Annotated in this window: 19 protein-coding genes and 1 pseudogene; 7 read left to right on the top strand and 13 right to left on the bottom strand. The window is 42.9% G+C overall.

Translation table 11 applies throughout. The annotated features are described in order from the left end of the window. Positions 1–102 precede the first annotated feature (102 nt). The 4 genes from UH38_RS23225 to UH38_RS23215 are packed head-to-tail and all read right to left on the bottom strand — an operon-like array spanning position 103 to position 4,331. Positions 103–693 carry a patatin-like phospholipase family protein gene (locus UH38_RS23225; protein WP_052672543.1) on the bottom strand — a complete coding sequence of 197 codons (591 nt, stop codon included), beginning with the start codon at positions 691–693 and terminating at the stop codon, positions 103–105. Then, positions 690–851, bottom strand: a complete 162-nt coding sequence (locus tag UH38_RS25710; protein ID WP_072044984.1) for a type II toxin-antitoxin system HicB family antitoxin — start codon at positions 849–851, stop codon at positions 690–692. The genes UH38_RS23225 and UH38_RS25710 overlap by 4 nt, the downstream gene beginning before the upstream one ends. A gap of 18 nt (positions 852–869) precedes the next feature. Then, positions 870–1,928 carry a diguanylate cyclase regulator RdcB family protein gene (locus UH38_RS23220; protein ID WP_045057088.1) on the bottom strand — a complete coding sequence of 353 codons (1,059 nt, stop codon included), beginning with the start codon at positions 1,926–1,928 and terminating at the stop codon, positions 870–872. A gap of 3 nt (positions 1,929–1,931) precedes the next feature. Then, positions 1,932–4,331 (bottom strand): dynamin family protein, encoded by a 2,400-nt coding sequence (locus UH38_RS23215; protein WP_045057084.1) that lies wholly within the window; start codon positions 4,329–4,331, stop codon positions 1,932–1,934. A gap of 231 nt (positions 4,332–4,562) precedes the next feature. On the opposite strand from UH38_RS23215, the gene UH38_RS23210 reads away from it, so the two are divergent. Both UH38_RS23210 and UH38_RS26945 read left to right on the top strand, forming a co-directional pair. After that, a complete protein-coding gene (locus UH38_RS23210) occupies positions 4,563–4,799 on the top strand; it encodes a hypothetical protein (protein ID WP_045057083.1) in 237 nt (78 codons plus the stop codon). After that, a complete protein-coding gene (locus UH38_RS26945; RefSeq protein WP_160296016.1) occupies positions 4,792–4,944 on the top strand; it encodes a hypothetical protein in 153 nt (50 codons plus the stop codon). The genes UH38_RS23210 and UH38_RS26945 overlap by 8 nt, the downstream gene beginning before the upstream one ends. Before the next feature lie 123 nt (positions 4,945–5,067). On the opposite strand, the gene UH38_RS23200 is transcribed toward UH38_RS26945, so the two are convergent. Together UH38_RS23200 and UH38_RS23195 are read right to left on the bottom strand one after the other, a co-directional pair. After that, positions 5,068–5,412: a hypothetical protein gene (locus tag UH38_RS23200; RefSeq protein ID WP_045057081.1), complete on the bottom strand. Its 345-nt coding sequence runs from the start codon at positions 5,410–5,412 to the stop codon at positions 5,068–5,070. A 406-nt stretch (positions 5,413–5,818) separates the two neighbouring features. Next, positions 5,819–7,114 (bottom strand): glycosyltransferase, encoded by a 1,296-nt coding sequence (locus UH38_RS23195; RefSeq protein ID WP_045057080.1) that lies wholly within the window; start codon positions 7,112–7,114, stop codon positions 5,819–5,821. Between the two features lie 119 nt (positions 7,115–7,233). On the opposite strand from UH38_RS23195, the gene UH38_RS23190 reads away from it, so the two are divergent. Continuing rightward, positions 7,234–7,854: a TetR/AcrR family transcriptional regulator gene (locus UH38_RS23190; protein WP_045057079.1), complete on the top strand. Its 621-nt coding sequence runs from the start codon at positions 7,234–7,236 to the stop codon at positions 7,852–7,854. 325 nt (positions 7,855–8,179) lie between these two features. On the opposite strand, the gene UH38_RS23185 is transcribed toward UH38_RS23190, so the two are convergent. Then, a complete protein-coding gene (locus tag UH38_RS23185; RefSeq protein ID WP_045057078.1) occupies positions 8,180–8,614 on the bottom strand; it encodes a globin family protein in 435 nt (144 codons plus the stop codon). 121 nt (positions 8,615–8,735) lie between these two features. After that, on the bottom strand, positions 8,736–9,782 hold the full coding sequence (locus UH38_RS23180) for an aromatic ring-hydroxylating oxygenase subunit alpha (RefSeq protein WP_045057077.1): 1,047 nt from the start codon (positions 9,780–9,782) through the stop codon (positions 8,736–8,738). Between the two features lie 166 nt (positions 9,783–9,948). Between UH38_RS23180 and msrA the strand changes: the two genes are divergently transcribed. Next, positions 9,949–10,602, top strand: a complete 654-nt coding sequence (msrA, locus tag UH38_RS23175; protein ID WP_045057076.1) for a peptide-methionine (S)-S-oxide reductase MsrA — start codon at positions 9,949–9,951, stop codon at positions 10,600–10,602. A 354-nt stretch (positions 10,603–10,956) separates the two neighbouring features. Beyond that, positions 10,957–11,685: a glutathione peroxidase gene (locus UH38_RS23170; protein WP_045057075.1), complete on the top strand. Its 729-nt coding sequence runs from the start codon at positions 10,957–10,959 to the stop codon at positions 11,683–11,685. 36 nt (positions 11,686–11,721) lie between these two features. Here UH38_RS23170 and UH38_RS23165 read toward each other — a convergent pair whose 3' ends face one another. The 4 genes and pseudogenes from UH38_RS23165 to UH38_RS23150 all read right to left on the bottom strand — a co-directional run bounded on the left by UH38_RS23165 (position 11,722) and on the right by UH38_RS23150 (position 15,286). Continuing rightward, entirely contained in the window at positions 11,722–12,756 is a 1,035-nt protein-coding gene (locus UH38_RS23165) for an aldo/keto reductase (protein ID WP_045057074.1), read from the bottom strand. Between the two features lie 182 nt (positions 12,757–12,938). Then, a pseudogene (locus tag UH38_RS23160) lies at positions 12,939–13,631 on the bottom strand (Uma2 family endonuclease). A gap of 34 nt (positions 13,632–13,665) precedes the next feature. Further along, complete coding sequence (locus UH38_RS23155; protein WP_045057073.1) at positions 13,666–14,259, bottom strand: GNAT family N-acetyltransferase; 594 nt, start codon at positions 14,257–14,259, stop codon at positions 13,666–13,668. Further along, positions 14,243–15,286 carry a heme-dependent oxidative N-demethylase family protein gene (locus UH38_RS23150; protein WP_045057087.1) on the bottom strand — a complete coding sequence of 348 codons (1,044 nt, stop codon included), beginning with the start codon at positions 15,284–15,286 and terminating at the stop codon, positions 14,243–14,245. The genes UH38_RS23155 and UH38_RS23150 overlap by 17 nt, the downstream gene beginning before the upstream one ends. 356 nt (positions 15,287–15,642) lie before the next feature. Between UH38_RS23150 and UH38_RS23145 the strand changes: the two genes are divergently transcribed. Then, positions 15,643–16,857: a glutathione S-transferase family protein gene (locus UH38_RS23145; protein WP_045057072.1), complete on the top strand. Its 1,215-nt coding sequence runs from the start codon at positions 15,643–15,645 to the stop codon at positions 16,855–16,857. 118 nt (positions 16,858–16,975) lie between these two features. Further along, entirely contained in the window at positions 16,976–17,713 is a 738-nt protein-coding gene (locus tag UH38_RS23140) for a class I SAM-dependent methyltransferase (protein ID WP_045057071.1), read from the top strand. A 78-nt stretch (positions 17,714–17,791) separates the two neighbouring features. On the opposite strand, the gene UH38_RS23135 is transcribed toward UH38_RS23140, so the two are convergent. Then, positions 17,792–19,024, bottom strand: a complete 1,233-nt coding sequence (locus tag UH38_RS23135; RefSeq protein WP_045057070.1) for an RNA-guided endonuclease InsQ/TnpB family protein — start codon at positions 19,022–19,024, stop codon at positions 17,792–17,794. Between the last annotated feature and the right edge of the window lie 14 nt (positions 19,025–19,038).

The raw sequence follows: 19,038 nt of genomic DNA, 5'->3' as shown, positions 1-19,038 counted from the left end.
CCGCAAAGCTTTCGCGGTTTGTCCTGAACAATTGGATGCGGCAGCGATGGGATGAATTTGATAACTTTCGTGATTGTGTTGATGCCGCCTTCAAAGACTGTCCTAATGTTCTTGCGTAGAGCTATAGATAGTTTCATTGTCGCTAAAGTCTTGGACGCGCAGCCAATGGGCATCAGTTCCAGTCCGAGCGCGAACAAGATCGATTAACCAATCGTAGCCCAAACCAGGAATTTTTAGAGAAGGAAATACAGTCACCCACAATTCAATTCCTGTAGAAAAATTAGCTGGGTTTACAGCTTCTTTCAATAGTTGCTCTATTGGTGCAGGATCGAATACCGCACTACGGTCTTTTATTAACCCTTCTTGTACTAAAAAATCAAGTAGCCATTCCCGTAAAGTAGGCACAAAAGTTTGAGCCGCATAACTAAATGTTTGCCACACTGTACCTGTGTTCGGGCGGAGAATTGGCGATTCGCCTAACTGCTGCCACATTTGACTCAATCGGCTTACAGCTTTGGGAAATGGCGTATGAGAAGCCAAAACTGCACCATTAAGAGCGCCGATGCTAGTACCAGCAATAATTTGTGGTACGATTCCTAATTCTGCAAGATACTTTAATGCACCTGCTTGATAAGCTCCTTTTGCACCTCCGCCAGCCAGTACGAGTCCAAACTTAGGGTTAATAGATTTCATGTTGATAATGTTTCTAAATAAAGCTCTACTGGTTCTTGAATATTAGCTGTAACTTCCTCAACAGAATCTCCTTGAGTTTGACAACCTTCTAACCCAGGACAATAGGCATAATATCCATCTTCATTTTTCTCAATCACAATGCTGAGTTTGTAAGACATTTTTGTTTGCTCCTAGTTTCATCTCATTATTGCTAAACAATCGTTAGCTGTTTCCTCCACCACATTAGTAATAAATTCTTTGACATCCGTAGTGCGGGGAATAGAAGCAATTTGAGCGCGACACAATGCGATCGCACTTTGAGCAGGTAACTGGGGTCTAGCTTCTACGGGTAGTGTAGCGAGTTCTAAGGTTGTACCGAGGGCAAACAAGTAAGGAGTATTTACAAGACGTTGATGGGGTGTAGAACGAACTTCTAGTAAGCCTGTAGCTAATTCTCGTGCGGGAAAGCGATCGCTACTTTTAGTTTCTCTCCAAGCTTGTTCTAATAAGTCGGCTAGGGCAAAGAAGTTTTTAGGCAGTTCTTTACTTGTAGCCAGAATTTTATTTACAAGTAGTTGGCGGTAACGCTCCTTGTCTCCAGTTTCTAGTTCATACGTTGCAACCGCACTACTGAATGCTTCTCGTGCTAGTAATGGAACTTGCAATACCCAATTTAGCTGACTGTATGTTTGCCCTGCTGCCCAAGCTGTGATAATTTGGTCTAAGTCTTCGTTAGCTGCAACACGTACTTCTAGTTTATGTATTCGTGCTTCTTGCTCGTCAAGCCTGATAGCAACTTGCTGAACGAGTTGGTTGAAGTTTTCGCTTAGTGATAGTACCGCTTGTTTTTGTTGGTGCAGGTTTTGTTTTTGGCTGCGAATAGCATCTCGCGCTTCTAACAAAGATGTTTGCGTAACTTGCAAAGCTACTTGACTAATACGCAGTGAATCGCTCAGTTCTAGTACCCAGTTTGACAAAGCTTCTTGACCAGCAAGAAGGTTGCCATCAAGCAAAAGTCTTCGCTGATTATCGCTGCCATTAAGAGTATCAAGTATTTGTCCAAAGAAGCCTCTACTCTTGCGGTAGCGAAGAATATCGTTGCTAACTTGAATGCCGTTAACTAGGTCGATTAGGGCTTTGTCTCCAACTATAGGGACTTGGCGCTGGAGTGCTTGTAAGCGATCGGTAGAGGGGCTGGTAACTCCTATATTCTGGACTTGTGTACCTAGATTTTGAGGGTAAAAAAGATCGACCATCACTTAGTCTTTTATTAGGGAATCTGTGTATTCGATATAAGCTTCTGCTTTCTTGATTTTTGTGCTTGCCTCTGGAATTAAAGAAGTAAGTTCACTTACTAATTTCTCTTGTTTGTCGAGTGATAGATTTTTATCTGTCTGTGCTTGTTTTAAACTGTCTCGGTAGCTACGAAGATAAGTATCAAGCTGTTCAAATAAGACATCAACTCGCTGCTTGAAGTCTTCATCTAAATATTTATTAATTCCCTGATTAATACTATCAATATTTGTCTCTATTGATTCATTTATTCCAGCAATTAACTCTTCTAAAGAGACAGTAAAATAGTCTTCTTTTTTATCAGGTCTCTTAAATTTTTCAGTAACTTCAATTGGAACAATCCAGAGCCAATGCCACCATTCTCGCTTTTTTACTACTCGCTCTTCATAGCCTTGGTCTATATAGCGATGTTGGCTCCCAATGCGAGGTTTAACCAGTGTCATATCATTAGCTTTGAAACTTGGTTGTGGCAAGGACAGATCTACTTGAAAAACTTCGTTTAAACGAGTACGCGCTCGTTCAATAATTGGTTTAGTTTCTTTATCTAAAAAGTTGATTAGTCCTGTACGCGCCTGTTCAATTTCTTCGCCTGTTTGTTCGCGTACATTGCATAATAAACTTTCTGCTCTTTGTTTAGCATAAACGACTGCTTGATTTGCAAACTCTTCAGCCTCCAGGGCATTAGTAAATTCAATTACTCCAGAGCTTTTAAATTCAAGTGCAGACTTAATCCGTTTGGATATCCATTTAGGAAAAAGCTCAAAGTCTCCAAGTGGAGTGAGAAACCATTGCCTTGCTTCTATATCTTTTTGCTTTAACCAATCTGCACGTTGGTGTTCTTCTTGAGCAAAAAATGTTTCAAGTTTAACTTGGGCGGTATTCTTAAGGTCTTCGAGAATTTTCTTAAGATTTTGTTGAAGTTGTATCTTAATTGTATCTACTTCCTTTAAATGGCTATGACACAGTTCGAGACGTTTTAGATCGGCTTCCAATGCCCCAACTTCGTGTTGTAATTTTTCTGCATCTTGAGCGATCGCACTACTGCGAAGTTTTACATCATCACATAATTCTATTAAACGGTTTCGACTAAGATTAAGCGCAGACCTTATGCACTTGGGAGCCGCTTGTTCCATAAGTGCATTGATTGCTCTTTCTAAGAATGACTCAAATCCCGATTTCTTCCACAATCTTTGCGATTTTTTGTGTACCTCTTCTACTGTTGCTTCCGCAAGTTCCTCTTCCCATTCAAACCCGAATACTTCTTGGGCTAATAAACGTGCCGTTTGCATTTGAGTAACTTCTACATCAGGATGCTGTTCTAGCTCTTGCATAAAGTTAGCTGCCGAAAATGCTCTTCTAGCTGACACTTCAAACACTCGCTTTGTATCGCTAGCGTTTCCAATCCCTAATTCAGCGGTAACAAACTGCTGTACTTGCTCAGGAGTCATATCACTTTCGCGGCGTTGGTCGATCTTATTAATTAAAACGTATAAGTTCTCTTTGCCACGCAAGTTGATAACTTGTTGAACGTCCTTTTTAACTTTTTCTGCTGCTTCTGTTTTTAATTGAGTAAAGTCTAAAACAATCAACACCATTGAGCTTTTTTGTAATTGCTCTGTCACAACAGCCGCTAGTCTAAGGTTTTCCCCTGCTTCATTTGGACCAGGAGTATCTACAATGACTAAGTTACCGAGCTTTTCTGATTGAGTTGTCTGCGATCGCCAAAAAGGTGTAAGAATGCAAGGAACATCCTCTAGCTGACCGAGAGGATCTTTAGTAAGTTCTAATAGACTGCACAAACGAATAATATCGTTAAGACCTGTCAGCGCCTTGATGATTTCTTCACGTCCAACAGTTTCAGGACAAGGTGGAAACCATACATTGTCTTGGATTTCCTGTAGTAACTGCGTTAGATGCGGATATTGAGCAATTTTCTCTTGCATTTGCTCATCCCCCAACGTCTGCATCTTTTCCTGCAAAGCCGAAACAGTTTTTTGAAAGACTGCTAGAATTTCAGCACTTAGAGTTAAAGTTGGTTCCTCTAACTTGGCATCAAAGATAATTTCTGTGGGCAGTGTTGTCATTGCTGCATTGCGACTAGGTAGAATCTCCTGCCCAACGATCGCATTAATAATAGTAGATTTTCCAGCTTTCATTGGCGCAACAATCGCCATCCTTAGCTTTAATTCTTTAACGTTACTGACTGCCTCAATTACTTCCTTCTGAAACTCTCCGTACTTGTTATCGCTACTGTTAGAACTCAACGCTGTACTAGCACGATTCATCAAGGCGCTGATTTGTTCTAGCAATTCAATAACGTCTTTTTGCAAGTCTTGGACAGTCGGCTTCAGAATTTCAGCAACCATTGAGTATTACTCCGCGTAATGGTAGATCCACAGCAAGCCGATTCTGGCTCAATAGTTTATTTATCACCTCAGTAAAATTACGAACTTATAGCTACTATTTTTCGAGCTAATCAATATTGATAAAATAACCAAAGTAGGTCTGTGCGATCGCAACTACCAAGGCAATTAAAATTGTTCTAGTTTTAACCCTAGATACAATAAAGATATAGAAATGTACGGGAATAAAACAGTGTGGAAACTACAAAATATAAACGGGGCGAACACCCTAATTCAAGAAATAACCTAAATTTTCATAGTGGTAGACCGCACGCTTATCAAGAACCTAAGAAACAACGCTATCTTTCAGTTACCGAAACAGGTTGGGAGCAAGTGCAACGATTGGCTCAAGAGCTTGGATGCTCTGGAGTTTCCGATCTACTAGAAAAGATCGCCAGAGGAGAAATTTTAGTAGAGAAGCAAAATGGATAAAGGATTTGCCGTTAAAAACGTATATCCTACACTAGCAGCGATCGCTTGTCCGTCCGGTATAGCAAATAGTTGGACAGCCGCATCTACAGCAATTCTACTTTTGGATCTTGGCGATGAATATTCTCAGCATTTTCAGGATTTATAGAGGTGTTGGTTTTGACCCTCCACTTCTCTGACATAGTTGTTGCGTGGTTACTCATATCTTTAAGCTTTGCCTCACCTTCTTGAGCTATTTTAAGGATTTCAGTCAGCTCTATTTCATGCATGGCTACTTCTCCAAGCGATTTCTGATGGTGTTGACAACTATTTTAGCTTCAATAATCCGACCAAGTTGCTCCGACAAATCCTCACCAAATTCTCGGATGTTTTCTTCAGAAATATTTTCACTGTTCGCAAGATATTCTATTGCCTCTTGAGTGCGCCTCTGAGTATTTTGGGCAAAAAGCGCATAATTATTTAAGGTGGAATATATTTGCATCAAAATAATGTTTTCTGGAAACAAGTTTATCCTTTCTCTAACAATTTTTATGGACTGAGATAAAATGCTATTCAGCTCATTTAGCTCAATGCCGATTTGGTTCAGCAAATCGTCAAAGTTAGAAGGCAGTGCCATACACAAAGCTCAATGTCCCTGGTTGAATTATAGATTTATTTACTCTCCTTAACCTATAATATGGCACTCTAGCAATGTCCAGAATGAAGCCAAAGTCGCATTCTGGCGGCTCGCCGAATCGCTTTTTAACTGAGTTACAGCTTTGTTGTAGCTTTTTACAATTACCTTTAAGCAAAAGGGTAACTTTCTGCAAGCAGGCTATGGGAACTTGGCGAAAAATGGATTTAGAGGGTATTCTTACTGGCTAGGCTGCTCGACTAAAAGATTATAAATATAATTTTAACCAAATCCAAAATATTTTTTATCTGTACATAATCTTTCCGTATATCTATTTATCAAAAGCAGCTATAGCTCGTCTGGATTTGTGCCAAATGACTACAAAGCGCGATCGCTAGATTCCGCGATGCTAGTTTTCTCTAAGGTTTTCGCCACAGAAAGCCCCGCACTTTCCCAGTTCTTGGACGCTCGCAACTGCATTGGCAACACCATCTTCGGCTTGAATTTTTGCTCCTAGATCGGCTGCACGCTGACGCATTGCCCGATCGCTCACAGCCCGATCAATTGCTGCTGCCAGTCTTTCAGCAGTAAGTTGTTTGCGGGGAATCGGTGCTGTCCCTACTCCTAATTCTGCGACGCGCTGCCCCCAAAAGGGCTGATCGCCAAAGAACGGAATCACAATGGTCGGAATCCCTGCTCTAAGTCCAGCGGCGGTTGTTCCCGCACCCCCATGATGAACGACAGCCGCGACACGGGGAAAGAGCCAAGAATGGGGAATTGAATCCACCATAAAAACCGTATCTGGCAGATCGCTCTTACTCAAACCGCTCCAACCCGATTGCAAAATAGCCCGTTGTCCCGTGAGGGCGATCGCTTGTAAGACGATATCTGCTGTTGCTTCTGGATTTCGACTCACCATACTCCCAAACCCAATAAATACGGGGGGCGAACCACCTCGCAGAAACTCTAGCAAAGCGAGTGGTGGAGACCATTCGGGAGCTTCATCTAAGAACCAATAGCCAGTGACATGAGTATTCTGCCAATCTTCGGGTTTAGTAATAACGGATGGACTCAACCCATACAAGATAGGATAACGCTGAAGATGAACTGAATGATAATCTCCCCAAAATGGGGCGGTGGGCAAATCTAGCACTTGCCGTCGTGATAATCCGTCACTTGTCCGCGCTCCCTGCCACATGATCTGGCGAAAGACATGATGCGACAATCGATTTACGGCTCCGCCAAGTTTAGAAAGGGACGGAGGAAACAGCAGGGCGGGAAAGGCTTTAGTCGGCGTAAATGGAAAGATATATGCCTGAAGCAAAGGGATCTTCAGCTTCTCAGCCAGGGAAACACTCAGGAATAGCCCGCCCACGCCTGCAACCAGCAGATCCATTCCCTGAGCAGCAACCAAACCGCCTTCCGCCCAATCGATCGCGGCACGCTGAGAAGCTTTCGCTGCCCGCGCATTAATCGCCAGAAAATTTCCGCTTTCTAATAACTTGCGATTATCGGGATCTTCTAGAAAAGCTTGGACGTTTCCCTTCATGGGATAGAACTCTAGTCCATGTGAATTGACTAATGATTCAAAGTTCTCATGCGTGGCAAGTCGAACTCTGTGTCCTGCGGCTTTTAAGCCCTTACCCAAAGCAACATAGGGTTGAACATCTCCTCGACTTCCCATCGCTACAATCACGATCTGCATCAACGATCCTCTCTTTTCAGTGCTAGCGGTGGAACTCGTCTGTAAAATGTGAATGATTACTCATGATTTTATGAGCGATCGCCCACCTCTGACAACTCGCATTTCTGGAAGACTTGCCTATGCCCCCTAAGCCCTCTGCAACCCCGCGCAAACAACCGAAACAAGAGCGCTCCCAAGCAACTGTGGAAGCAATTCTCTTAGCAACGACTCACATTTTGACGGAAAACGGGTACGACCAGTTGACGACGAATCGGGTGGCTGAACGGGCAGGTGTGAGTATCGGCTCGCTGTACCAATACTTTCCCAATAAGCAAGCTTTGATTTTTGCTTTGGCGGAGCATCACGCCAATGAGATGGTGCAGTTAGCGCAGCACCATTTAGAAGGACTGAGCGATCGCACGATTCCAGAGGTGCTGCGGCAAATTATCAAAGCAGCGTTGGCGGCTCATGCCGTCAATCCGAAACTCCATCGCGTTCTGCACGAACAGATTCCCCATAGTGAGGTGATGCAACGCTTAGATAAGGCAAAGATGGATAATCTGCTGCGATCGTTTCTCGCGCAACGCTGCGATCAAATTCAACCGAAAAACCTAGAATTGACGGTTTTTATGATTGAGCGCACGATCCGAGCCTTAATTCACGGTGCGACGATCGATCGTCCTGAGTTGCTCAAAACTGGGGAATTTGAACAAGAACTGATGGTGATGTTGTCAGCGTATTTAGTCAAAAGTGACGAGTAGTTATTGAAAATCAGCTAAACAGGTGGCTTGTTTTTTATTGTTTTGAGCATAACTATCTATATAATCTTTTATAAAATCACAATCTAAAAACATCCTGGTCAGTTTTAGTGATGATATGCGGAAATATTCCGTCTAAACATCTATATTTGAATATTAAATAGAATTTTTCCGTGTATTCATCCTGTAGGAGATCTTCTACGGAATTTTTCTTTGGCTCTCTTGATATTACGCCAACCTGGAGATAATTTCGGCGAGAGCTAAAGCGCGATCGCATTATCAAGAGCAGCTTTAGCTCGTCTGGAGAAGGCATTAAGTATTTATCAATTTAATTCTTCAAGCTTAAAACTTCTGGTGGATAATCTGCTCCTTCTAGCATCAATTGAGCAACTGCTGTATAAGCATCTACCCATGCTTGCTTAACTTCTGGTGTCCAATCACTGCCTAAAAAAGACTCAAAGGTTTTTAGTAAGCTTCCTCCTACCATCGGATAATGCAACGGTATAACACCATATTTAACGTGCTTTGTTCCTAATCCTTTGAGAGTTGTAGATAAAACATCTGCTGCTTGGAGGTTGTCAACTACTAGCACTAGAGAATCAAATAACTTTTTCTTTTGTTCCTCCATTTGCGTATTCGCAAACATGGGCTGCAATTCTGGATGATCGGCAAACAAATTGCTATAAAACTCAGCAGCAAACTCAGAGCCACGATCTTTCACCTGAGCAAAACTACCAGCTAAAAGCTCAACATTCAAAGACATTATTTTGTTCGGTAGACGATGGAATTTAGCGATCGCATCAATATACAGTAGGAAAAATGCGATCGCAGCCTCGCTATTGTACCTGAAGGCAGGATAATCCTAAATAACGCCAAAAAATACATCAACTTCGCCAGCGCAATACTTGTTCTTTCACCGGATTAACAAAATCTCTGCCTTCCGATTTTGCCCGTTCAAACTCTGCTTTTAACTGGTAATACCAACGTGCTTGCGTATCAGCATCCCTAATTAGTAGCAAAGTCGGATCGTATTGCAATCCTATCTGCTGCTTAGTAACAACTTGCCGATCTTGATCGAGAAACCTACGCACAAAAGGCTTCATTATCGGCTTTAGGGCTGTAATCCAAGGCATTGTCCAGTAGAGAATAGTCGTTACATCTGTCTCATTTTCCGAAATTGGTGTAACAGCCGTGAGGTTGCAGACATTATGGCGTTTGGTACTGACGTGTTCGATTCTTACTCCAGGTAAACGAAACGATATCTCTGTCTCTGGTGCGCCACCTATAAGCTTGTATCCCAAAGCTAGATTCGGAATTTCGTGTCGCCGCATTGTAAACCCATAAGGTGAAGGATCGAAGGCTTTTACTTCCTCAAACAGCACTCGCCCAGACTTCCACCACCAAGCACGATGCACGTAGGGAGAATGTGCAGGGTCCATTAACCCAATTACAGCATGATCTACAAAGCAAGGAAAGCGTAGAGTTACCATCATCTGATAAGAGCGATCGCCAAAATAAGGCACTAAGGGAATATCCCGATCCGATGGCTCTTTTTTACTATCCTTAGCAGCCATGTATATCCAAATATTTCCTTGAACTTCGCGCACTGGATAATGCTTCACCCGAAAGCGATTTAAATCTAGAGCATCATCTTCAACTAACGAGGGAATTGCCGTACAGCGCCCGCTTTCTTCAAACCGCCACCCATGATAGCAGCATTCTACCTCTTGCCCATCAAACCGCCCGCAGGTCAATGGTACTGCCCGATGAGGACAAATATCGCGCAAAGCAAAAACTTGACCGTCATGCTTGCGTGCTAGCAGCACTGGTTCGCCTAAGAAGGTTTTTGCCATCATTTTGCCAGGCTTAAGCAGGCTGCCTGGTAAGGCATAGTACCAAATATCTCGCAGGAAATCTTTTTTTTCTGTCACGGTTGCTGTGTAAAAGTTGTACCAATTGCATAAACTATTACGATCTTAAGCCGCTAATAGTAGTAGGTAGTGTAATTGCGATCGCCAGTATAGGGCAAAGCGATCTAGGCAACTTAATTTTTCCAACTAAAATGTATGCATATATCAAAAGTTAGAGACAAAAGCTATGGTGCTATTTGGATTTGGCAAAAAGCAAACTATCCCCACCCCCGAAGAAGCATTGCCAGGGCGATCGCAACCTTTACAAGTACCTAACCGTCACTACGTTAATGGCAATCCTCTCCAGCCTCCTTATCCCGAAGGCATGGAAATTGCGATGTTTGGTTTAGGCTGTTTTTGGGGAGCAGAGCGGAAATTCTGGCAATTAGAGGGCGTTTACAGCACCTCTGTGGGCTATGCAGCCGGGTCTACCCCAAATCCTACCTACGAAGAAGTTTGTACGGGTATGACTGGGCATAATGAAGTAGTGCGCGTTGTTTTCGATCCCAAAGTCGTTAGTTACGAAACTCTGCTCAAAGTTTTTTGGGAAAGCCACAACCCCACTCAAGGAATGCGCCAAGGTAACGATACTGGTACTCAATACCGTTCGGGCATATACGCTTATTCAGACAGCCAAAAGCAACTTGCCGAAGCTTCAAAGGAAACTTATCAGCAAGCACTCAACAAAGCCGGATACAGCAAAATTACTACAGAAATCATAGATGCGCCTGAGTTTTACTTTGCTGAATCTTACCATCAACAATACCTAAGTAAGAACCCTAATGGTTATTGCGGCTTAGGCGGAACTAACGTTAGCTGTCCTGTAGGTGTCGGAACATAAGAAAAACCCCTAAGATTAATCTTAGGGGTTTTGCCTCTTGGATTGTAGAGTCCAATTCATGACGAATGCACAACAGACCGTATAGCATCATCTAGCAGAGGCATCAACTTAAATTTTAATTTAATGTCATTTTCGTTGTCCTCAGGGAAAACAACTAGAAATGCGTCTCCAATACTGGTCAGCAGTAGGGTGTGTTACCTGTGCAACGCACCCACTTATTTAGCTGTGTTTTTTGAGGCTGTAATTTGAATGCTTAACAGCTTGAGAACCAGAAACATAAACATAGACATTGACAAACATATTCGTAACGAGTACGCTTTACATGAATTTACATTTATTCAAAAAGCTAAATATATGCAAAATAAAGAAGGGCAAAAAGTTCCCAACGTTACCTTCCGTACTCGTCAAAACAATCAGTGGGTGAACGTAACTACTGACGAATTATTTAATGGTAAGACAGTAATAGTATTTTCCTTGCCAGGTGCTTTTACTCCAACTTGTTCTTCAACCCATTTGCCTGGTTACAACGAACTAGCGCCAGTTTTTAAAGAAAATGGTGTTGATGAGATTGCGTGCATTTCCGTTAATGATACCTTTGTTATGAATGAGTGGGCAAAAGAGCAACGTGCAACTAATATCACTGTAATTCCTGACGGTAATGGAGAATTTACCGACGGGATGGGAATGCTTGTCGATAAAACAGATTTGGGATTTGGCAAGCGCTCGTGGCGGTATTCTATGCTAGTAAAAGGCGGCTTAGTAGACAAAATGTTTATCGAGCCAGATGTACCAGGAGATCCGTTTGAAGTTTCGGATGCAGAGACAATGCTCAGATATATCAATCCTGAAGCTGTCAAACCAAAAGTAGTATCATTATTTACAAAAGTTGGCTGTCCGTTCTGCGCTCGTTCCAAATCAATGTTAGAAGAACATGGCATGGAATACGAAGAAATTGTTTTAGGTAAAGATATCACGACTCGTTCTTTGAGAGCCGTTACAGGTGCATTAACTGTGCCACAAGTATTTATTAATGGCAATTTGATCGGCGACTCTGAAGCACTAGCAGACTACCTCAGTGTATAGTAAAAGAGACATTGAGGCAACGTCTCTCAAACTAGCTTAAGTAATTATTTTGTCAAACATTCCCCCAAAAGTAGATTCTTTAGTTATGGCTAAGAAATCATGGGGGAAACCAAGCTCAATATTGGTGATATCATTGAGCGATCGCAATTGTTCTGGCGATAGCTGGTAATCGAGACAAGCTAAATCTGCTTGCAATTGAGAAATTTTATTTGCGCCCAAAATCGGGATAATACCTTTGCTGCGTACCCAGTTGATGGCTACTTGTGCAGGCGTACAGCCAACTTCACGCGCTATTTGTTGTACGACACTTGCGATCGCAAATTCGCAATTATTCATTTCCCCAAAGCCTGCTTTATTTAACTGTACGGCTTCTGGGGGCGGTTGTTCGCCATTATTAAAATCGGCAAATCTGCCATTAAAAAGGATACCACTAGCTAAAACTGACCAAGCCATAATTCCAACTCCGAGTTCTTGAGCCATTGGAATCAGTTCGCGTTCTGCTGTACGCTCAACTAAGCTGTACTCAATCTGCGTAGCTGTAAAAGGAGTCCAGCCTCTTAAGTCAGCTATAGTATTAGCACGAGAGACAACCCAAGCAGGGGCATTGGCAATCCCAATATACAGCACCTTTCCCGATCGCACCAAGTCGTCAAACGCCCGCATAATTTCTTCTATAGGCGTAACAAAATCCCAAGAATGCAGCCAAAACAAATCGATGTAATCTGTATTTAAGCGTTTAAGACTGCGTTCTAAAGATTGCACCATATTTTTACGCTGATTGCCTGCACGATTGGGATCGTTTGTTGGTATGCTATCAGTGTATTTTGTCGAGAGAACTACACAATCTCTATTAGAGGCGATAAATTCTCCCAAAAACTTCTCGCTGCTACCGTAGTTGTAGATTTCATTAGCAGTATCGATAAAGTTGCCTCCAGCTTCCATAAACGCATCAAAGATGTTGCGACTATCTTCCTGAGAAATGCCCCAGCCAAAATCTTCGCCAAAACTCATAGTACCTAAGCATATCTCCGAAACTCTCAAACCACTTTTGCCTAATAATTTATACTTCATAAATATTTCAATAATTTAGTTGCTCCCTAGATTAGGAAACCCAAATTGCGCCCTGAAAACATAATGTTTACAGATTATTCATCAAAATATTAATAACTAAGCCTTCAGCACTCTTGAGGGGCAAGCTAAAAAACTGATACTTTCTAGTTTCTGTATTCTATAGGTACTAAGATGCGATCGCCCTATTTCGACAATACCTTGACAAACTCCTGATGCTCAGTAGAGTTCAACCCTGTTTGCAAAAATGCTAAAACTTGCGTCATATCCCCCGCTAGCAATGCAGACACTGCCAACCACAAACCAGGAAATACTTAGCTTTGAATAATTCCGTCTGTATCCGCTGTTAAAGCCACATACTCGCCTTGTTGCAGGCTAAACCGATCTAATTTGTTATCAAAAGTCTGCCAGAATATGTACTCTTGCACTCCACTACGGCGATAAACTTTTTTCTTATCGTGCAAGTCATTTGCGGCGCTACTTGCTGCTACTTCTACTACTAATTCTGTTGCGCCTTCAATGTAATCATCTACGCTGAGATGCGATCGCCCACCAGCAATTAACAATACCGCATCCGGTTGCACCTCGTTATCTAGATCCAAACGCACAGTGGGATTATCTCCTAACTCTACTTTTGGCGTTGCAACAGTGTAATTCCACAGCCAACCCATAATATTACCATGCGGTTGAGCATGACTTCTAAAACGCAAAGGGGATGCCACGTAAACTACTCCTTCAACTAATTCAGCTTTTTTCACCTCTGGCATAGCTTGATAGCGACGCTCAAATTCTTGTCTGGAAAGGCGATCGCCACTTTCTAAAGGAGGAATACTTATGCTTTGATGAGAAGATAGTTGAGTTACTGGTGTATCTACCATCTTTGCTTTCTCCAGACAACACATACACCTTTGATTATGACTTGGAGTATATATAATCTTCCCTACTAAGAGCATACTTTACAGCTTGACGTTCCTCTGCTGATATATAAGGTAGTTGACTAGCTGTAAACGCAAATTCTTTCTCCAAGTGCAAGCCAGCTTTTTCCATCACTCGAATAGATGCTTGATTAGCTGTCAATGCCCAAGCGGAAACTTTTTGCACGTCCCATTCGTTAAACCCTTTAGCTACTAGGGCTTGTGAGGCTTCGGTTGCATAGCCTTTACCCCAAAACGATTGACACAGCCGATAACCCAAGGCAATTTCATCATCAGTGGCTAAATTTAGTTCAACTGCAAATGCATTTTCTATAGCTGGGTAGAAATGAAACCAGCCGATAAAATCTTGACTCGATTTCTCGGTACTTGCCCAAAGTCCAAAATTTTGATATTTTTCGTAGTATGCTAGCCATTTTAGTAGCTGTTTTTGGATAGCTTCGCGATCGCTGGGAATTCCGCCATTGATAAAACGCATTACGGTGCGATCGCTATCTAAAGCAAGTAAATTATCTACATCTGCTAAGGTAAATTGGCGCAAAATTAATCTTGCGCTCTCAAGGAAGATTTTCATCGTTTAACCACCTGAGAATGCTACTTTTACTTGCAGCTAAACCTTTATAAACCAGCGAATCTGCTGTCATAGAGTCAAGTGCAGCTACTAACTTAGGGCGCAAAACAGCATCTTGCTTAATTGCCCTACAATCTCGAAAGTAAGTGCGAATAGTAAATAATGCTGCGTCGTATTTTGGCAACCCCCAGATTGTTTGACGCTCAATTCGCAAGTAAAGCCGAGGATTATCTAGATTAAATTCTCTACCTTGCCACTTTTCAACAGAAATACCTAGAGGTGGTTTGGGGTGATGGTTAAGGCGCGTATCGGTACTTAAACCCCAAGCAAAGCGCACCATTGGCTTTCTCTCAATCATTGTATTGACGATCGCACCTGCTCTTTGATTAATTTTCTCCATCCCAGCTACAGGCGCGTGTACTAGGGCAAAATCCTTACCTATCTTGTCTTCTGCTGCCCAGTGGTTAGGATAGCAAAGATGAATCGCACGCAACCAATTTTCCCCATTACTACCACGACAAACTACAGCTAAATCTTCCTGCACTTGACTTGCTAAAGCATCAAGAGTAGAGATATAAGCGGGAATAACATTGCTTTGCGCTTGCTGCAACTGCCAATCTGCATCTAAATACAAAGTTTCTGCAGTTAAATGACAATGCAAGACGAAATTGCCTGTAGATAATCTTTCTAGATGAAAGTATTGGGGATATTCGCGAATAAGACGAGTAATAATCAAATGCGCGATCGCACCTGCTACCCCACAATAGCTATAAGTTTGGCAATATTTGCTCAAACATTCCGCACGTGCAAAAAGTTTAGCTTGACGGTAGGGTGCGAAATTGCTATCAATTTGAAATACCTGCTTGTCAGCGCGATCGTTGCCCAAATCAACACCAAGAGGCATTAAACCAGGTTTAACTTCATAACGCCCACAATCGGGCGGAAAATAGCAAGCTGCATCCTTATCTACTTCAACGCTTACTTCCGCTAAGAAACTATCTAGCTGACAAATAGCTGGGCTTTGATGCATAAAGATAAATACTACACGCGTTAAGTGCAAGCAAAGCAAAATTACTAACTTTAAATTCCTATTTTATGCAAATTTTTGCAGATGAGGGCTTAATTTTCGTCTAGCTCAAACGCTAGGCGATCGCTTTAAAGTAGGTTTAAAGGAGTAGTGTGTGAAGATATTTCAGCATCTCCCTTATAAAACTTTGAATATTTTCCAAAGTAACAACTTCCGTAATGACTAAATATTGATACTAAACAGAGATAACTACCAGCTACAGAAGTTACAAAATTCATTTTTGAGTGCGAGAACCCGAACAATCCTATATGCGATCGCGTAAACTAATATGCGTGAGAGCATTTAGGACTACCGCAAGCATGACAATTCCTCCCCTAAGCTGGACAGAACTAGAAGCCCTCGCCGAGCTTCAAGTCGATCCTGTCAACGGACCTACTAACGCCCAAGCTTGCTTGCGTCTATTTGGTCGCGATGAATCTGAGCTACGGGTGACGCTATATCGAGATAATCATGCTTGGTGTCCCTATTGTCAGAAAATTTGGCTGTGGCTAGAGGAAAAACAAATTCCCTACCGGATCGAAAAAGTGACAATGTTCTGTTACGGGCAAAAAGAAAGTTGGTACAAGCGCAAAGTACCTTCAGGAATGCTACCCGCTATTGAGTTAGATGGACGCATCATTACCGAAAGCGATGACATTCTCATTGCTCTAGAACAGGTATATCAACCTTTGGGGTTGGGCATGAAACATCCCAAGGTATTACCACTAAGGCAATTAGAGCGACTATTATTTAGAGCTTGGTGCGCTTGGCTTTGTTATCCTACAAGTTCGGCAAGGCAAGAGCAAGCTAACCGCGCCCAATTTTTAGAAGTGGTGGAAAAGGTGGAATTTGCCCTTGGTTCTACGCCATCGCCTTATTTTCTCGAAGAATTCGGCACAGTAGATGTCATTTTTACGCCCTATGTAGAACGCATGAACGCTAGTTTGTACTACTACAAAGGCTATTCTATGCGTGAAGAAAATCCTCGCTTATCTGACTGGTTTGCAGCAATGGAAAGCCGACCAACTTACCGAGGTACGCAAAGCGACTTCCATACTCACGTCCACGATTTACCGCCGCAAATGGGCGGCTGTTGGGAAAATAGCGAACCGCAAACAAAAATCAATCAAGTAAAAGTCGATCGCGGACCTTGGGACGGTTTGCCCGATGTTACATACCCAGAACCAGAAAACTCGCGTACAGAGGCACTGTATCGCGTAATCAAGCACCGCGCCAATATTATTCGCGTCAACCCCTGTGAAGACAAATTGATAGACGAAGCCTTACGCTGTGCCTTAACAAGCCTAATAATGCAGCAACCTTGCACGCCGCCGCTAGGTTCAGACAAAGCTCTGCGCTATCTGCGCGATCGCATTAACGTACCTAGAGATATGTCCATCTATGCAGCCAAACGACTGCGAGCCGCCCTAGAAGCGACTGCTGCTCTAGTAGGTGACGAACAAGGTACTCCCCTTCCCACCAAGCACAGACGCGATCAAAATCCGGCTGAATTTGCTAAACGCTCAAGGAACTGAAAAGGGCTGTATTTACGTTCTCAGTCTAATTTACGCTCTGCAGTTGCGCCTTACTTATCAAGCGAGCAAAACAATATAAGGTGTACGCTAAGACTTAAAAGACACAATAACAAGCAGTATGACCAAAAAGCGGGATTCACTGTTTCCAGATAATGGTTTTGGTTCCCTGATGCGCCCTGATGCTGGAGAAAGCGCCCAAAAAGCGATCGCCCAAGTAGCGAAGCGCTTCGATAAACAATACAAAGGTGAAGGCTTTGCACTACCGCCAGAAGTCGAAGCGATGCCAATTTTCCGGGAGTGGACGGCAGGAACGCTGTCAGCTAGGGTTAATTCTTCTTTTTGGGATATTGCTAAACCGCAGAAAAATCAACGTTGTCTGGATATCGGCTGCGGTGTCAGCTTTCTCATTTATCCTTGGCGGGAGTGGGAAGCATATTTCTACGGGCAGGAAATTAGCGCTGTAGCTAGGGATGCTCTAAATAGTCGCGGTCCGCAGTTAAACTCAAAGTTGTTTAAGGGTGTGGAGTTAGCACCAGCCCACCAGTTACAATATACAGCCTCGCAGTTTGACTTAGCGATCGCCACAGGCTGGAGTTGTTATTACCCGCTTGATTACTGGAATATTATCTTAGCTGAAGTTAAGCGAGTGCTAAAACCAGGCGGTCTATTTGTTTTCGACATTTTAGATCCAGAAAAGCCTTTAGTAGAAGATTGGGCAATTTTGGAAACTTATTTAGGCACTGAGGTATTTTTAGAGCCAATTACTGCTTGGGAAACAGCGATTAAAGCTGCTAATGCCAAAATAGTCTCGCGGCGATCTGGAGAATTATTTGAGTTGTATAAGGTGCAGTTTTAGGTTAGAGATGGGGGGACAAGGAGACAAGGGGGAATACAGGGGGATAGGATTGTTCGTGACATTGACATCCTCCCCGCTCTAAAGAGACGGGGATTCCAAAGATCGCTCTTTGGGCTTCCTCTTTCCACGAGTTGACTTGCTTGAAGGAGTTGCCTCACCCAAGTATTGGTCAGTCTCTCCAGAGGCGTAAGCTCCTGCGTGACCCGCAGTACGTAGTGCTTTTTCCAGTATATTGCGTGCGGCGTTCCAATCCCGATCTTGAGTGTGTCCGCAATGGTGGCAGACATGAGTCCTAACGCTCAATGCTTTCTTGACTTGCTTGCCACAACCAGAGCAATCTTGACTTGTGTAGTGAGGCGATACGGCAACCGTTACCACGCCAAACACTTTGCCAAAATATTCCACCCAAGAACGAAACTGCGTCCACGCCGCGTCACTAATTGATTTCGCCAAAAGGCGATTCCTCACCATATTTCGCACCTTTAAGTCCTCGTAGGCTACCAAGTCTGCTGACTGGACTACGCACCTTGCCGTTTTTACAGCAAAGTCTTTACGCTGCCTACTTACCTTGAGGTGTTTTCTTGCTAATTTATTCCTAAACTTTACTCTATTGTTTGACCCCTTTTTTGTCTTACTCATCCGCTTAGATAGGCGTTTTAATGCTTTTTCGGACTTGCGAAGGTGGCGAGGATTGGCGATAGTTTCACCGTTACTATCGGTATAGAAATGAGTTAAGCCTACATCTAACCCTATAGTTTTAAGTGTAGGTTCTCGTTTCTCCTGTCTGACTACATCAAGACAAAATTGGGCGTAGTAGCCATCAGCCCGACGCACTACCCGTACTCGCTTAATTTGTTCTACCTGGTAGTAGTGCAAATCACGAGTTCCCCACAACTTAAAAGTTCCAGCCTCAAACCCATCAGTAAGGGTGATTTCTCTCCTATCATCTGATAGCCGCCAACCACTGGTTTTGTACTCGACGCTTGCATGGGTTTGATGCTTTTTGAAGCGGGGATATCCTTTTTTTCCATGTGATTGTTTCTTGCAGTTATCAAAAAACCTAGCAATCGCACTCCAAGCTCTTTCTGCGCTTGATTGGCGTGCCATTGAGTTAAGCTTCTTTACCCAAGGGAAGTCTGAATTATCTGCTAAAACTTTGCAATATTTATTAAGGTCGTACCTCCCTATTCCTCTGTTTTCCATCCAGTATTTTAGGCAACTGTTACGCACAAAACGGGCGGTACGCAACGCTTCGTCTAGCGCCCGATACTGCCCGTCCGTTCCTCTTAGTTTTGCTTCAAATACTAACATTTTATGTCATTTGA

This window comes from Aliterella atlantica CENA595 (assembly GCF_000952155.1).
Lineage (GTDB): Bacteria > Cyanobacteriota > Cyanobacteriia > Cyanobacteriales > Chroococcidiopsidaceae > Aliterella > Aliterella atlantica.
Note: the sequence above shows the minus strand (reverse complement) of the source record. Positions and strands in the feature narration are given on the sequence as shown.

Bases quoted from the DNA above. Each gene is read 5' to 3' on its own strand.
- UH38_RS23225 (WP_052672543.1), bottom strand. From the start codon at position 693: ATGAAATCTATTAACCCTAAGTTTGGACTCGTACTGGCTGGCGGAGGT.
- UH38_RS25710 (WP_072044984.1), bottom strand. From the start codon at position 851: ATGTCTTACAAACTCAGCATTGTGATTGAGAAAAATGAAGATGGATAT.
- UH38_RS23220 (WP_045057088.1), bottom strand. From the start codon at position 1,928: ATGGTCGATCTTTTTTACCCTCAAAATCTAGGTACACAAGTCCAGAAT.
- UH38_RS23215 (WP_045057084.1), bottom strand. From the start codon at position 4,331: ATGGTTGCTGAAATTCTGAAGCCGACTGTCCAAGACTTGCAAAAAGAC.
- UH38_RS26945 (WP_160296016.1), top strand. From the start codon at position 4,792: ATGGATAAAGGATTTGCCGTTAAAAACGTATATCCTACACTAGCAGCG.
- UH38_RS23200 (WP_045057081.1), bottom strand. From the start codon at position 5,412: ATGGCACTGCCTTCTAACTTTGACGATTTGCTGAACCAAATCGGCATT.
- UH38_RS23195 (WP_045057080.1), bottom strand. From the start codon at position 7,114: ATGCAGATCGTGATTGTAGCGATGGGAAGTCGAGGAGATGTTCAACCC.
- UH38_RS23190 (WP_045057079.1), top strand. From the start codon at position 7,234: ATGCCCCCTAAGCCCTCTGCAACCCCGCGCAAACAACCGAAACAAGAG.
- UH38_RS23185 (WP_045057078.1), bottom strand. From the start codon at position 8,614: ATGTCTTTGAATGTTGAGCTTTTAGCTGGTAGTTTTGCTCAGGTGAAA.
- msrA (WP_045057076.1), top strand. From the start codon at position 9,949: ATGGTGCTATTTGGATTTGGCAAAAAGCAAACTATCCCCACCCCCGAA.
- UH38_RS23170 (WP_045057075.1), top strand. From the start codon at position 10,957: ATGCAAAATAAAGAAGGGCAAAAAGTTCCCAACGTTACCTTCCGTACT.
- UH38_RS23165 (WP_045057074.1), bottom strand. From the start codon at position 12,756: ATGAAGTATAAATTATTAGGCAAAAGTGGTTTGAGAGTTTCGGAGATA.
- UH38_RS23155 (WP_045057073.1), bottom strand. From the start codon at position 14,259: ATGAAAATCTTCCTTGAGAGCGCAAGATTAATTTTGCGCCAATTTACC.
- UH38_RS23150 (WP_045057087.1), bottom strand. From the start codon at position 15,286: ATGCATCAAAGCCCAGCTATTTGTCAGCTAGATAGTTTCTTAGCGGAA.
- UH38_RS23145 (WP_045057072.1), top strand. From the start codon at position 15,643: ATGACAATTCCTCCCCTAAGCTGGACAGAACTAGAAGCCCTCGCCGAG.
- UH38_RS23140 (WP_045057071.1), top strand. From the start codon at position 16,976: ATGACCAAAAAGCGGGATTCACTGTTTCCAGATAATGGTTTTGGTTCC.
- UH38_RS23135 (WP_045057070.1), bottom strand. From the start codon at position 19,024: ATGTTAGTATTTGAAGCAAAACTAAGAGGAACGGACGGGCAGTATCGG.